General features: G+C 75.4%; 11 protein-coding genes and 1 tRNA gene. 7 read left to right on the forward strand and 5 right to left on the reverse strand.

Annotated features, from left to right (window positions below; translation table 11 throughout):
- Positions 1–124 precede the first annotated feature (124 nt).
- The gene (locus tag WAB14_RS11480) at positions 125–319 is read left to right on the forward strand and encodes a cold-shock protein (RefSeq protein ID WP_340269908.1); all 195 of its coding nucleotides are present in this window, start codon (positions 125–127) and stop codon (positions 317–319) included.
- On the opposite strand, the gene WAB14_RS11485 is transcribed toward WAB14_RS11480, so the two are convergent.
- Together WAB14_RS11485 and WAB14_RS11490 are read right to left on the reverse strand one after the other, a co-directional pair.
- Entirely contained in the window at positions 320–1,087 is a 768-nt protein-coding gene (locus WAB14_RS11485) for a glycoside hydrolase family 16 protein (protein WP_340269909.1), read from the reverse strand.
- Positions 1,088–1,101: 14 nt separating this feature from the next.
- Positions 1,102–1,545 (reverse strand): DUF6326 family protein, encoded by a 444-nt coding sequence (locus WAB14_RS11490; RefSeq protein ID WP_340269911.1) that lies wholly within the window; start codon positions 1,543–1,545, stop codon positions 1,102–1,104.
- A 157-nt stretch (positions 1,546–1,702) separates the two neighbouring features.
- On the opposite strand from WAB14_RS11490, the gene WAB14_RS11495 reads away from it, so the two are divergent.
- Positions 1,703–2,848 (forward strand): sensor histidine kinase, encoded by a 1,146-nt coding sequence (locus WAB14_RS11495; RefSeq protein WP_340269913.1) that lies wholly within the window; start codon positions 1,703–1,705, stop codon positions 2,846–2,848.
- A complete protein-coding gene (locus WAB14_RS11500; protein ID WP_340269915.1) occupies positions 2,845–3,540 on the forward strand; it encodes a response regulator in 696 nt (231 codons plus the stop codon). The genes WAB14_RS11495 and WAB14_RS11500 overlap by 4 nt, the downstream gene beginning before the upstream one ends.
- On the opposite strand, the gene WAB14_RS11505 is transcribed toward WAB14_RS11500, so the two are convergent.
- Positions 3,516–4,817 carry an ABC transporter substrate-binding protein gene (locus WAB14_RS11505; protein ID WP_340269917.1) on the reverse strand — a complete coding sequence of 434 codons (1,302 nt, stop codon included), beginning with the start codon at positions 4,815–4,817 and terminating at the stop codon, positions 3,516–3,518. The genes WAB14_RS11500 and WAB14_RS11505 overlap by 25 nt on opposite strands.
- Before the next feature lie 194 nt (positions 4,818–5,011).
- Here WAB14_RS11505 and WAB14_RS11510 point away from each other — a divergent pair, with 194 nt between their 5' ends.
- From WAB14_RS11510 to WAB14_RS11525, 4 genes are all read left to right on the forward strand, one after another.
- Entirely contained in the window at positions 5,012–6,142 is a 1,131-nt protein-coding gene (locus WAB14_RS11510; RefSeq protein WP_340269919.1) for a diguanylate cyclase domain-containing protein, read from the forward strand.
- Positions 6,143–6,254: 112 nt separating this feature from the next.
- A complete protein-coding gene (locus WAB14_RS11515) occupies positions 6,255–8,552 on the forward strand; it encodes a PxKF domain-containing protein (RefSeq protein WP_340269921.1) in 2,298 nt (765 codons plus the stop codon).
- A gap of 151 nt (positions 8,553–8,703) precedes the next feature.
- Complete coding sequence (locus WAB14_RS11520) at positions 8,704–10,179, forward strand: LCP family protein (protein WP_340269923.1); 1,476 nt, start codon at positions 8,704–8,706, stop codon at positions 10,177–10,179.
- 272 nt (positions 10,180–10,451) lie between these two features.
- A tRNA-Ser gene (locus tag WAB14_RS11525) sits at positions 10,452–10,540 on the forward strand.
- A gap of 56 nt (positions 10,541–10,596) precedes the next feature.
- Here WAB14_RS11525 and WAB14_RS11530 read toward each other — a convergent pair.
- Complete coding sequence (locus tag WAB14_RS11530; protein ID WP_340269924.1) at positions 10,597–11,244, reverse strand: NUDIX hydrolase N-terminal domain-containing protein; 648 nt, start codon at positions 11,242–11,244, stop codon at positions 10,597–10,599.
- Positions 11,241–13,229 (reverse strand): penicillin-binding transpeptidase domain-containing protein, encoded by a 1,989-nt coding sequence (locus WAB14_RS11535; RefSeq protein WP_340269926.1) that lies wholly within the window; start codon positions 13,227–13,229, stop codon positions 11,241–11,243. The genes WAB14_RS11530 and WAB14_RS11535 overlap by 4 nt, the downstream gene beginning before the upstream one ends.
- Positions 13,230–13,247: the final 18 nt, after the last annotated feature.

Below are 13,247 nucleotides of genomic sequence, written 5' to 3' on the forward strand. Positions count from 1 at the left end.
GGGCCGCAGGCGCGCGACGTCCGGGTCGTGGGCGGGCGGGCCGTCCGCGCCCAGCGCGGCCGCGCCGGGACCACGGCGGCCCGTCAGCCCCGCCGAGCGGCGGGGGACCCGCCGTCGCGCGGGGGTGAGGGGGACGGTCGCGCGCTTCGACGCCGAGCGCGGTTTCGGCTTCATCACGCCCGACTCCGGCAATGCCGACCTGTTCGTCCACGTCTCCGTGGTGACGGGCGGGGAGCCGCTGGAGGAGGGGGACCGCGTCCGCTTCTCGGTCCGGCAGAGCGACAGGGGTCCGCAGGCCGATCGCGTCGAGCAGATCTGATCAGCGCTCCGACCACACCCGGACGCGACGGACGTCGCCGGTCTTCGGGTAGAGCGACGGGTCGAGCGGCCCGCCGTCGGTGAGGTCGAAGAGGTCGACGAACAGCAGCAGCGGGTAGGCGACCTGCTGGTCGACGACCCGGACGACCCGGTCGTCGACCGTGAACCGGATCCCCGGCGCACGCGCCGACCACTCGACGCCGTACGTGTGCCACTGCGTCGCATCGAGCGGCAGGGTGAGGGTCGCCATGTCGTCCTGCAGCCGGGGGTCGTGGTGCGCCTCCACACCGACGTTGACGTCGCTCTCCCCGGGCCGGATCGCGTGACCGAACAGCTCGACCGCGCAGAGGACTCCGGCGTCGGTCGGGTCGTCGACCTCGGTGCCGGCGAGCCAGAACGCGAGCATCGCCGTGGGGTCCGGCCGCATCCGCAGCGTCGCCTCCGCACGCCCGCCGGTCGGCGTGCACAGCAGCCGGGTCGGCTCCGGCGTCACCACCCGCAGGCCGGGCCGGTGCCGGTGGCTGCCGCGCTCGGAGCCGGCGGGACCGGAGAACGTCGCGGTCTGCAGGCTCGACACCCGCACGCCCGGCTCGTCGGGGTGCCACGCGCGCTGGTCGGCGTCGACGCGCAGGCGCAGACCGTCGGGCCCGAGGTCGTAGCGGGCCGCGGTCAGCTCCGGTGTCGACCACTGCGGCAGGTAGTGGGGCACCCACCGGTCGAGGTCGAGCGCCGGGGCGTCGAAGCGGTCGTCGAGGACGAGGCGCGTCACGGCCGCAGCATGCCTCACACCCGCCGCCAGCGGACCGCGACGACGACCGCAGCCCCGAGCAGGACGACCTCCATGGCGCTGCCGACGACGTAGTACGCCCACGTCTCGCCGATGCACGAGACCGCGATCGACACCGCGTACAGGCTCGCGACGACGACGGTGAGAGGTCGCACGACCCGTTGGGGCAGCACGAGCGACAGCACGACCATGAGGGACGGCACGGCGACGTACGCGAGGGTGAGGAGCAGGAACCGCTGGTCGACGGTGAACCCGACGCCGGCCACCTCGCCGTCGAGGGCGGCCGACAGCACGTCGGCGCGGAAGAACCCGAAGATGTCGACGTAGGCGAAGACGAGCATCGTCGTCGTCCACAGCGCGCTGAGGACGAGGCCCGGGTGCGGGTGGGGAGCGGTGCCGCGACCGGGTGCGGCGGCGAGGTCGGGAGTGGTGGCGGACACGGGGCCTCCTTCGTGGTGGGCTGGACGGGTGCCAGCGTGGCGCCGCGCCCGCCCGGCCGGACCGGCCTCACGGCCGGAGTCCTCCCGGTCCTCCGGCCGGGCGCGACCTGGCCGGAAGGACGGTCCGCGGGGGAGCGGGCAGCCGTAGCCTCCTGACGTGCTGTGGCAGGGGACCCCCGAGTGGCTGTCGCGGCCCCGTGTCGGCGACGCCGCCCTCGTCACGGCGGTCGGGGTCGCCACCGTGGTCGACGTCGTGCGGCAGGCGACGCCCCCGGCCGCTCTCCTCGCCGCCGCCGTCGGGGTCGTGATGGCTGCCGGCGTCCTGCTCCGACGCCGTCGGCCCGGCGGGGTGCTGCTCGCCGCGGCCGTCGTGGTCGCCGGCGTCGACGCGGTCTCCGTGGGATTCACCGGGCTGCCGCGTACCTTCCTCAGCGCCGTCGCCGTGCTCGTGCTCGTCGTCGCGTGGGGCAGGTGGGGGACGCGCCGCGACGCCGTCACGGGCGCTGCCGGCCTGGTCCTGCTCGCCGTCGCGGGCGTATGGGCGTCGGCGGCCTCTCCCGACGAGGCCGTCGCGGGCGTCGCGGTGCTCGTCGGGTCGGCCCTGCTCGGTGCGACCGTCCGCTACCGCGCGACGGTGCGCGAGCAGGCGATGGACGCCGCGCGGCTGCAGGAGCGGGAGCTGCTCGCCAGGGAGCTCCACGACAGCGTCGCCCACGCCGTCACCGCGATCGCCGTGCAGGCGCAGGCGGGCCTCGTGCTCCTGGAGGACGACGACGCGGACGCGCGACGGCGCCTCGCCACCGGTCTCCGGCTCGTCGAGCGCGAGGCGGCACGGTGCCTCACCGACATGCGGGACCTCGTGGCGACGCTGCGCACGGTCGACGGTCCCACCCTCGCGCGGGCGGTGGACGCCGCGGCCATCCGCGCGCTCGCCGTCCCCACCGCGACCTCGGGCGTGCCCGTCGTGGTCGACGTCGAGGGCGACCTCGACGGGTTCGGCGAGGCGCAGCGCTGGGCGGCCTACAGGGTCGTGCAGGAGGCGCTGACGAACACGCGCCGGCACGCGCGGCACGCCACGGGGGTCCGTGTGACCGTCGACGCGGGCCGCGACGAGCTCGTCGTGACGGTCACCGACGACGGCGACCCCGCCCGTCTGCTCGCGCACCCGCCCGGGCACGGTCTGGTCGGCATGGCGGAGCGGGTGCGGCTCCTCGGCGGCAGCCTCGCCGCGGGTCCCGTCGGGGAGACCGGCGGGGCCGCAGGCTGGCGGGTCGAGGCGCGGCTGCCCCGGCGGTCCAGGTGAGCCCCGAGCAGGAGGCGGCCGGGCTGCGGGTCCTCGTCGCCGACGACCAGGACATCGTCCGGGCGGGCCTCGTCACGATCCTCGACGGACGACGCGGCGTCACGATCGTCGGCGAGGCCGCCGACGGCCTCGAGGCGGTCCGGCTCGCGCGCGAGCTGCGCCCGGACGTCTGCCTCCTCGACATCCGGATGCCGGGCATCGACGGGGTCGAGGCGACCCGTCGTCTGGCCGGTCCGGGTGTGACGGACCCGATCGCCGTCGTCGTCATCACGACGTTCGACAGCGACGACACCGTGCTCGCGGCGCTGCGTGCGGGCGCGCGCGGCTTCCTCCTGAAGGACGCCGGTCCCGACCTGCTCCACGAGGCGGTGCGGGCCGCCGCGAGCGGGGACGCGCTCGTCGCGCCCCGTGTGACGGCGCGGCTGCTGCCGCGTCTCGTCGCCACGGCACCCGGGGCGCCTGCGGCGAGGCCGCCGCTGGTGCCGCTGACCCCGCGGGAGAAGGACGTCGCCGCCGTCGTCGCGCGCGGACTCACGAACCAGGAGATCGCGGCCGAGCTCCACCTGAGCCTCGGCACCGTCAAGTTCCACCTGCAGTCGCTCCTGCAGAAGCTGCCCGCCCGCAACCGCGTGGAGATCGCGCTCTGGGTGCACGAGAGCGGACCGGGCTACGGCGCCGCCTCGCGGACGTAGCCCGCGTTGCGGGCGACGTCGGCGTCGATCGCCCGGGCGGCCTCGTCGAGCGCCGTCGCGGGGTCGCTGCCGGACAGGACGGCGTCGACGGCAGCCGCGAAGGCGTACGTCGTCGCGGGGTAGCCGGGCGTCGACGGCCGGGTCGCCACGAGGCAACCGGGCTGCTGGTCCGGACCGCACGCGTGCGAGAGGTGTTCCGCGTACAGGGCGAGCGGTCCGCCGGCGGCGAAGCGCGGGTCGGCGGCGAGGGCGGACCACGTGCCCGGCACGGCGCCGTTCGCCTCGCTCATCGCCGTCACCGAGGCGTCGCTCAGGAGGTGGCCGAGGAAGCGAGCGGCCTCCTGCTGGTGGGGGCTCGCGCTGCTCACGCCCCAGGCCCACGAGCCGTGCGAGCTGTGCGAGCCGCGGCCCAGGTCCGGGAGCGGCAGGAGGACGAGGTCGTCGCCGAGCGCCTGGCGGTAGCGGCCGTACTCCCAGTGCCCGACCCATGACAGCGCGACGTCGCCGTCGACGAAGGCCGTGTCGGCGGGGTCGGGGTCGACGAAGTCGGACCAGTCGCCGAGCGTCCGCATGGCCGCAACCGCCACGGGCGAGTCGAGGACGTCGTGGGCGGTGCCCGTCTCGCGGTCGACGAGATCCGCCCCGGCGGACCACAGGAGCGGGGCGAAGCCGTACGTCAACCACTCACCGACGCCGTAGGCGCGCTTCACGTCGAGCACGAGGCCGTCGTCGTCGCCTGTGGCGAGGGCCCGCAACGCCGCCGTCGTCTCATCCGCGTCCCACGCATCGGCCCGGCCCGTGGGCACCCGGACGCCCGCCTCCTCCAGCCGGGACCGCGATGCCCAGATGCCGAGGCCCGACTCGAACATCCCGACGGCGTACAGCGAGTCGTCGACCGTCCCCTGGGCGCGCAGCGACGGCAGCAGGCCCGCCACGGCCTCGTCGTCGACGAGGCCGTCGAGAGGGGCGAGGGCGTCCTGGTAGACGTACGAGGCGACGAGCGGGCCGTCGACCTCGACGAGGTCGGGCAGGGTGCCGGCGATGATCGCGGTCTGGACGACGTGGCCGTAGTCGCCCTCCGGCACGTCGACGACCTCGACGGTCGACGTGGTCGACGTCGTGTTCCACTCCTCGACGAGCGTGTCGAGCGCCTGCGTCTCCGCGTCCGTGCCGTCGTGCGTCCACAGGGTGAGCACGACCGGGCCGGCGTCCGCCGCGTCCGGCCCGACGCCGCCGCACGCGCCGGCCAGCAACGAGGCCGCCACGACGGCTCCCACGACCACCGACCGCACGGCGCCTCGCGACCGGCGCTGCGTGGGGGGGCGCCGAGCGCCGGCGTGCGTCTGGGCAGCAGTCCTCACGCGGTGCGTGATCGGCGCGGTCCGCCGTCTCCTGAGACGCTGCGTGGGCCGTCCGGGTGACGACCGGTCAGCGAGTCCGCCCGCCGGCCGATCCCCACTCCATGGCCGCGGTGACGGGCGCTGGACGCCGGGTCGACGCGGTGACCGCGTCGACGGCGCTCGTCGTCGTCGTCCTCGGCGTCTTCGCGGCGTGGGCGGTCCAGGCGCTGTGGGTGACGACCGCGGGCGTGGCGGAGACGACGACGCGGGTCGCGGCGTACCAGCATCTGCAGGACGCTGTCGCCGCGCAGGCCTTCGCCGAGGCCGGCTACCGGCGAGCACCCTCCCCGGCTGCGCGGCTCCGCCTCGACGCCGCTGTCGCCGACGTGGCCGCGAGCGCGGCCCGGCTGAGCACGGACGCCGACCGCGGCGACGGGGCGATGCTGTCGTACCTGCTCGTCCTCAACGACCGCTACGTCGACGAGGCGCGCCGGACCCTCGACGCCCCCGTCGACGGCGCGGTGGGCGACCGCGTGGCCGGACCGGCACTGGATGCCGTCGAGGACCTCGTGCAGGCCGCGATCGTGGCCGCCCAGGACGACGTCGCCCGGGCCGTGGACCGGCAGCGTCGTCTGGTGCAGTCCCTCGCCGTCCTCCTGCCCGCCGTGCTGTGCGTCGCGGCCGTCAGCCTCGCGCTCGGCGCCCGGGCGAACCGGGCGCGGGTCCACCGGCTCCACGACGTCGCCTCCGACGCGGAGCGCCGCGCTCAGGTCGACGCCCTCACGGGCATCGGCAACCGCCGGGCGTTCGAGCGTGCCTGGGCGACGCACCTGGCCACGGGAGACGCAGTGGCCGTCCTGCTGCTCGACGTCGACCACTTCAAGCAGGTGAACGACACGCACGGCCACACCGTGGGCGACGCCGTCCTCGTCGAGGTGGCCCGCCGGCTGCGTCGTGTGCTGCGACCCCGCGACGTGGTCGTGCGCCTCGGCGGCGACGAGTTCGCCGTCCTCCTCGTCGAGTGCACGGACGCGGACGCCACCGCGGTCCGGGTGCAGCAGGCCGTGACGCAGCCGCTGGCCGTCGGCGAGGTCGTCCTCGTCCCGTCCGTCAGCATCGGCATCACGACGCGGTCGTGGCAGGAGCTGTCGCGCGCGGTGCAGGACGCCGACACGGCCCTGTACGAGGCGAAGCGGCGGGGCCGCGGCACCTACTGCGTGGCGCCCACCACGTCGCTGACGGGATCGACCCCGACCCGCTGACGCCCCCGCCCGCCGGAGGGACCGCAGGCGGTCGGCCACCCGGTTTCACGGTCGCTTCACGCGCCCTTCCTACGGTCGGCCCCGCCGCCGACCGTGCCATCGAGGAGCTCCCGTGCACTTCGCCTCCCACCGCCCCACGCGGACCCTGACCGTCGCCGTGACCGCTGGGCTGCTCGTCGCCGCGGGCGCCGCGCCCGCCTCTGCCGACCTCGTCGTGAACGGCGTCGACGACTCCATCGACACGACGATCGAGCAGATGGCCCTGAGCCTCGGTACCGGGGCGGAGACGACGACGATCTACGTCGTCCCCGCCGACGACGACAACGACCCCGGCTGCAACTTCGACGGCCCGAGCGAGACGGTCACGGTCAACCTCGCCGTCGACGACCCGGCGGTCGCCACCGTCTCCCCGAGCAGCCTGGTCCTGTCCGCGTGCGGCTCGGCGGGCGCGCAGACCGTGACCGTCACCCCGGTCGGAGTGGGCACGGCCCTCGTCACGACGACGGTCGCCGCGGGGACGAACAGGACCGGCGGGAGCTTCAGCATCGCGAACGCCCGCTTCCGGGCGAAGGTGTCCGAGGTGCCGAACACGCCCCCCACGGTCGCGGTCGTCGGCGTCGAGGAGGGCGGGCAGTACCCCAAGGGCTCGCTCGAGCGGCCGCAGTGCGTGGCGACGGACGTGGACGACTTCCCCGAGCCGCCCCACACCTCGACGTGGAACGCGCCCCTCACCGCCGTCACCGGCCCGTGGGCGGCCGACGGCATCGGCGTGCGCTACGCGATGTGCTCCTACGTCGACTCCTTCGGCGTGCAGGTCCTCGCCCGCACGGGCTACGCGATCATCGACGACTCCGCGCCCGTCATCCAGCGGACCATCGACCCGGAGCGCGAGGAGACCGGCTGGTACCGCGGCGACGTCTCCCTGTCGTACACGGTCGTCGAGAACCAGTCCCCGAGCTCGCTGCAGCCCCCGGTGGGGTGCGAGCCCGTCACGGTGACCGCGGACACCGCGCTCACGACGTTCACGTGCGAGGCGACGAGCGCCGGCGGGACCAGGACCGTCGTCACGAACATCCGGCGCGACGCCACGGCGCCGGTCGTGAGCCCGACGACCACCGTCACCGGGGGAGGCACGCTCGTCGACGGCTGGTACACCGCCCCCGTCGACGTCACGTTCACGGCGACGGACGAGACGTCGCGGTTCCTCGTCGACGAGCGCGCGGTCCTCACGGCCTCGCGGACCGTGACGAGCAGCGGCGACGGCCAGGTCGTCGTGCCGAGCCCGGCCTTCACCGACCGTGCCGGGAACTCCTCGGCCGTCGGCGCCGTCACCCGCACCGTCAAGGTCGACACGACCCCGCCGGCGGCCCCGACGGCGTCCCTCAGCACCGCCGCGAACAGCGCGGGCTGGCACGACGCCCCCGTCACCGTGACCTTCGACGCCGCCGGGGACGTCGGCAGCGGAGTCGCGTCGTGCACCCCCGCCGTCACCGTCGACGTCGACACGGCCGGCCGGACCGTGTCCGGCACGTGCACCGACCGTGCCGGTCACGTCAGTGCGACGACGCACGTGACCGTCCGGCTGGACCGAGGCGCGCCCGTCGTCACGCAGGCCGTGGTCGCGTCCGCCCCGACGGGGGCGAACGGCTGGCACACGAGCGACGTCGACGTCGACTTCACGGCGACCGACGCCCTGTCCGGACTGGTCGCCGCCACCGCCCGCGTGCGGAGCACGGGCGAGGGAGCCGCCGTGGAGGTCGCGAGCCCGGCGTTCACCGACCGCGCGGGCAACACCGTCCCCGCCGGTGCCGTGGCGACGACCGTCAAGGTCGACAGCACGCCGCCGGCGACACCCGTCTTCGTCGGCGGGCCGTCGGGCAGCCACTACTTCGGGCAGGTTCCGGCTGCGCCCACGTGCACCTCGACGGACAGCGGGTCCGGCCTCGCCGCCTGCGTCGTCACGGGCGGGGGCACGACGGTCGGCAGCCACACCTGGACGGCGACCGCCACCGACCACGCCGGACTCACGAGCACGGCGGTCGTGCGCTACGACGTGCTGCCGTGGCGGACGAACGGCTTCTACGCGCCCGTCGACACCTCGAGCGGTGTCGTCAACACCGTCAAGGGCGGTAGCACCGTCCCGGTCAAGTTCGAGCTCTTCGCCGGGCCCACGGAGCTCACCTCGGTGCAGGACGTCACGCTCGGCGCCACCAAGGGCTCCTGCCTCGCCGGCGCGATCCTCGACGAGGTCGAGCTGCTCGCGAGCGGCAGCACCTCGCTCCGGTACGACGCCACGGCCGGGCACTTCCAGTACAACTGGAAGACCCCGACCGGCGCTGCCTGCTACACCCTGACCATGACCGCCCGCGACGGCACCACGACCGCCGTCGCGCGGTTCCGGACCCGGTAGCCGTACCGGAGGGCCGTCGGGGAGGGCCGCCGCGGAACGCACCGCCGCGCGCTCACGTTGTGCACGGCGGGTGCCGATCCCGGTTGTACCGTGAGCAGCGGCCCTCTCTCGCCGGAGATCCTCCGGCGCACCCTCGACGAGCAGGACGGACATGAGCACGATCGCGCGCGGCCGCCACGTCCGCGACCCGCGCCACCCCGTCGCGTCCCTGCTGGTGCGGGGGGCGCTCACGGCTGTGGCCGTCGTCGTGGTCGTCTCGCTCAGTGCCGCCGCGGTCCTCGTCCGCCAGCTCGACGGCAACATCGTCGCCGCCGACGTCGAGGCGCTCCTCGAGGACCGTCCGACGCCGGAGCCGGAGGCGACCGAGGCGCTCAACATCCTCGTGCTCGGCGCGGACCGGGCCGAGGGGGAGGCCGTCGACCTCGGCAGCTCGGTCGAGCAGAGCCGGCGCGCGGACACGACGATCCTCGTCCACCTCGCCGCGGACCGGGACAGCGCCACCCTCGTCAGCATCCCCCGCGACTCCATGGTCCAGGGCCCGGCGTGCCTCCTCGAGGACGGCACGCGCACCGACGCCGGACTCATCCAGTTCAACGCCGCCTTCGAGCACGGCGGCGTCGCCTGCACGATCAACACCGTGGAGGAGACGACGGGCGTCTTCATCGACCACTACGTCGTCGTCGACTACGACGGGTTCCTCGACATCGTCGACGCGCTCGGCGGGGTGCGGGTCTGCCTCCCGGAAGCGGTCGACGACAGCTTCTCCGGTCTCGACCTCCCCGCGGGCGAGCAGACGGTCCGCGGCGACCAGGCCCTCGCCTACGTCCGCGCCCGCAAGATCGGTGACGGGTCCGACCTCGGCCGCATCGAGCGCCAGCAGGCGTTCATCGCCTCGATGGTCCAGCAGGCGACGAGCACGGGGCTCCTCGCCCGACCGAACCGCCTCATCAGCGTGCTCGACGCCGGGACGCGCTCGCTCACCACCGACCCCGGGCTGGCCAGCGTGACGGCGCTCGCGAGCGTCGCGCGCTCGGTCCAGGCGCTGCCGGCGGACCGGGTGCGCTTCGTCACCGTGCCCACCGAGCCGTGGCCGCAGGACGAGAACCGGGTCGTGTGGACCCCGGCCGCCGACGAGCTGTGGGCGTCGATCCGGGAGGACGCGCCGCTGCCCGGCAGCGAGCCGAGCGCGCCGCCGAGCCCCGAGCCGAGCCCGACGCAGGCCCCCGATCCGCTCACGGTGTCGCCGGCCGAGATCACCGTCGACGTCGTCAACGCGGGCGCCCGGGGCGGCGCCGCGGGCGACGCCGCGACCGACCTGCGGATCCAGGGCTTCACCGTCGGCGCGATCCTCAACGGCGACGAGGAGGTCGACGGCGTCCGGCTCGTCGTGCCACCCGGCCAGGAGGAGGCGGCGCGGACCGTGCTCGAGGCGTTCCCGGACGCCGAGCTCGTGGCCGCCACGGACGGCGAGCGCATCCGGGTCGAGCTGGGCTCCGGCGCGCCGTTCGTCCAGGAGGTCCCCAACCGCCTCGGCGACGAGCCGCTGCCGCAGCGCACCCTGCCGCCGGACCCGGGTGCCAGCCCCTCGCTGTCGGTGCGCGCCGCCACCGACGACATCTGCGCCTGACCCTCGCGCCACGACCCCTGCGCCACGACCCCTGCGCCACGACCCCTGTGCCACGACCCCTGTGGCGCAGGGGGGGTAGACGTGGAACGGGGCGTTTCGGCGCTCTACTCCCTGCGGCGCAGTGCTTCTGGACGCGGGGCCGGGCGCGCCGGGCGCCACGACCCCGCGGCGCAGTGCTTCTGGACGCGGGGCCGGGCGCGCCGGGCGCCACGACCCGGTCCGTGCGCGTCCGGCAGCGCGCCGCGCACCCGTTAGGCTGTCCGACGTCGCATGGAGGCGTCGCCTAGTGGCCTATGGCGCCCGCCTGCTAAGCGGGTTGGGGGTTGTAACCCCCTCGCGGGTTCAAATCCCGCCGCCTCCGCACCGTGGGGCCCGGTCCCGGACAGGGGCCGGGCCCCGACGCGTCCCCGATCCCGCTCAGTCGAGCTCGGTCGGCAGCGACGGGTCCCGGTGGTGGGCGAGGCAGCGATGGAGCTCGTAGGCGGTGACGCGGCCCTCGGACAGCGGCGGCAGCTCGTCGAGGCCGAACCAGCCGGTCTCGAGGGTCTCGAGGGCGTCCGGGGCGCCGAGCGACACGACCCTGCAGAGGAAGAACAGCTTGACGACCGCGACCGGCAGGGGCGGGGTGTGCCCGCGTGCGTCCCGGTCCCAGCAGCCGACGAGCTTCACGACGTCGACCTCGGCGCCCGCCTCCTCGCGGACCTCGCGGACGACCGCCTGGACGGGGGTGTCGCCCGGGTCGGCCCAGCCGCCGGGCAGGGACCACAGGCCGTCGATGCGCTCCCGCATGAGCAGCACCCGCTCGTGCTCGTCGAAGCACGCGCCGCGGACGTCGACCTTGGGGGTGGCGTACCCGCTGTCGCGGCCGAGCTCGACCGCGAGCTCGACCGAGTCGGCCCCCGACACCGTCGAGAGGAGGTCGACCGCGAGCGCGGCCACCGCCTGGTAGCGGTCGGTGTCGTAGTCGTTCTCCGCGTACGTCAGCCCGTCCTGGGCGAGCGCCGCGAGCCGCACAGCCGCGCGGCGCACGCGCTCGCCCGGGTGGTCGGGGTCGAGCGGGCTCATCCGAGCAGCCGGAGGAAGGTCTCGGCGACGGGCACCGCGACCCGGCTGCCGCTGCCGCCGTCCTCCACGAGCACCGCGAAGGCGACGTCGCCCTGGAAGCCGATCGTCCACGCGTGGGTGCGCGGCGGCTGCTCGGTGCCGTACTCGGCGGTGCCGGTCTTCGCGTGGACGGGGTCGCCGGGCACGTCCGCGAGGGCGGTGGCGGTGCCGTCCGTGACGACGTCGCGCATGAGGTCGCGGACGGTGGCGAGGACCGCCGCGTCCGGCTGCGGGGCCTCGACCGCCTCGGGTGCGGGGTCGAGGACGAGGCGGGGCTGCCGCCACTCGCCGGCGGCGACCGTCGCGGCCACCTGTGCCATGGCGAGCGGGCTCGCGAGCACCCGACCCTGCCCGATGCTTGCGGCGGCCTTCTCCACGTCGGACTCCTCCACGGGGACCGAGCCGGTCGCGGTCGGCACACCGGCGCCCCACTCCCCGCCCAGGCCGAACCCGGCGGCGACGTCGGCGAGCGCGCCGGCCTCCAGCTGGTCCGCCAGCCCGACGAACGCGGTGTTGCACGAGCGGGCGAAGTCGGTGCGGAACGGCACGTCCCCGAGCTCGGAGTCCTCGACGTTGCCGAAGGCGCGGCCGTCGACGGTCGCCGTCCGCGGGCACGGCACGGTCTGCTCCGGCGTCACGAGACCCTGCTCGAGGAACGTCGCCGTGCTCACCGCCTTGAACGTGGACCCCGGCGGGTAGGTGCCGGTGAGTGCCCGGTCGGTGCCGGTGACGGGGGTGTTCGCGACCGCGAGCACGTCACCGGTCGGGACGTCGATCGCGACGACGGCGACGTTGCCGTTGCCCTCGGCGGCGCTCGCCGCCGCCTGGTCGGCGGCGTTCTGGACGTCGACGTCGAGCGTGAGCCGCACGTCGTCCCCGGGGACCGCGTCCTGGGTGAAGAGGCCGGTCCGCTGCTCACCCGCCGCGGCGACGACGCTGAAGCCGGCCGTCCCCGCGAGCCGCTCGTCGTACTGCCGCAGCAGACCGGACAGGCCGGTGACGTCGCCCGGCTGGATGCGCCCGCCCGACTCCTCGACGAGCTCGGCCGTCGCAGGACCGACCCGTCCGAGGGTGGCGCGGGCGAAGGCCCGGGTGGGCGCGAGGGGCTGCTGCCCCTCGCGGAAGACGACCCCGGTCTGGGCGCGGACGACGTCGCGGACGGGGTCGTAGTCCTCGCGCCGCAGCGTGATGACGGGCACGAACTCGTCGGGCCCCGCGGCCTCCACCCGCTCGGCCAGACCTGCACCGTCGATGCCGACGGCCCCGGCGAGGGCGCTCGTGAGCGCGTCGAGGTCCTCGACGCGGGAGGGCTGCACGCCGATCTCCACGACGTTGCGGGGCTCGACGACGGGCTCGCCGTCCCGGCCCAGCACGTCGCCGCGCTCGGGCACCTCCCGCTCCGACGCCAGGACCGCGCCCTCGGTGAGGTCCGGGTGGACCGTGCTCGTGGTGACGTCCGCCTGCCACGTGCCGCCGCTCGTGTCGAAGGCGCCGAGGACCCCGCCGGACCCCTCGTCGGCGGAGCGGGTGGCGACGACGGTGACGTCGTAGGTCCAGCCGTCGGCCCCGAACGGCCACGTCACCGTCAGCGAGCCGGAGGCGGAGTCGCCGACGCGCTGCACGGGGCCCAGGGCGATGCTCTCCGGCCACACGGGCGTCAGCTCGTCGTCGCCCTCGCCGGGCACCGGTTCCCCGACGAGCTCCGCGGGTGAGACACCGGCGAGCCCGTCCGTGATGGCCGCGTACGGGACCTCGTCCGGGAACAGCCCGAGGTCACGGGCGCCCCAGCGCTCGACGACGCTGGCGAGGGCCTGCTGTGCCGCCTCGTCCGCGTTCGCCTCGCGCTGCTGCGGCACGACGACGACCGCGTACGCCGCGACCCCGCCGACCCCCAGCACCACCAGCAGACCGAGCACCCACCACAGCCACCCCCGCGCACCGCTCACCCGGGCGATGCTGCCAGA

The organism is Aquipuribacter nitratireducens (genome assembly GCF_037860835.1).
Taxonomy (GTDB): domain Bacteria; phylum Actinomycetota; class Actinomycetes; order Actinomycetales; family JBBAYJ01; genus Aquipuribacter; species Aquipuribacter nitratireducens.